This window comes from Mesorhizobium sp. M4A.F.Ca.ET.050.02.1.1 (assembly GCF_003997725.1).
Taxonomy (GTDB): domain Bacteria; phylum Pseudomonadota; class Alphaproteobacteria; order Rhizobiales; family Rhizobiaceae; genus Mesorhizobium.
Window position 1 is genome coordinate 1 of the sequence record NZ_RZSG01001423.1, and the last position, 596, is coordinate 596.

Here is a 596-nt window from a genome sequence, read left to right on the forward strand (position 1 = left end):
CCACCTATCTGGTGGCTGAGCTCAACGCGAAGATGAAAGCTGATGGTCTCTGGGCGACGAAGTTTCAACATCCCATTGAACTTCTGCTGAGACGGGCAGGGGAGCGCAAGCAATGAACCACGAAGATGAATCGAGCCGTTATTACTACCCGGTCGAGGGCCGCACGCACGGTGCCATAGCCGGGGCGCTCGCATTCATCGCCATCATCGCGGTGCCGGCGCTGACCTATGCCGCATGGCACGCGCTCATGTCGTGGATTTCCGCTCTCTTTTCTTAGATCGGCAACTCGGCAAATGACCGCAGCAGTTCCTGCAGGTCGTCCGCATCCACGTCGCACCAACCGTTGTTGATGAGCCGCTTAAAATATGCGGCTTTGATTTTCAGCTCGCCGACATTAGCCACCGGCGCCATCGCTGCCTGCCGTCGAACAACCGTCTCGGTCTTCATGGCAGTGTCAAGCCGCGGACCGATCAGCGCCGCCTCGGCCTCTCCGGCGTGCATCAAACGTTTCCCGAGACACTCCAGCGCTGAAATGGCGCGGCGGTGCGCCGCGACCAGATCCACGACTCCTTCCGCCTTTTGCGCCTCTCCGTTGC

The 596-nt window shown here is 60.1% G+C and carries 2 protein-coding genes; one reads left to right on the forward strand and one right to left on the reverse strand.

Features of this window, described 5'->3' with window-relative positions; translation table 11 throughout:
* Window positions 1-112 precede the first annotated feature (112 nt).
* The gene (locus tag EOA33_RS39610) at window positions 113-277 is read left to right on the forward strand and encodes a hypothetical protein (protein WP_156752590.1); all 165 of its coding nucleotides are present in this window, start codon (window positions 113-115) and stop codon (window positions 275-277) included.
* Here EOA33_RS39610 and EOA33_RS37930 read toward each other — a convergent pair.
* Window positions 274-596, reverse strand: a 323-nt coding sequence (locus tag EOA33_RS37930) for a hypothetical protein (protein ID WP_210212666.1), incomplete at its 5' end; no start/stop codon positions are given. The genes EOA33_RS39610 and EOA33_RS37930 overlap by 4 nt on opposite strands.

Bases quoted from the DNA above. Each gene is read 5' to 3' on its own strand.
- EOA33_RS39610 (WP_156752590.1), top strand. From the start codon at position 113: ATGAACCACGAAGATGAATCGAGCCGTTATTACTACCCGGTCGAGGGC.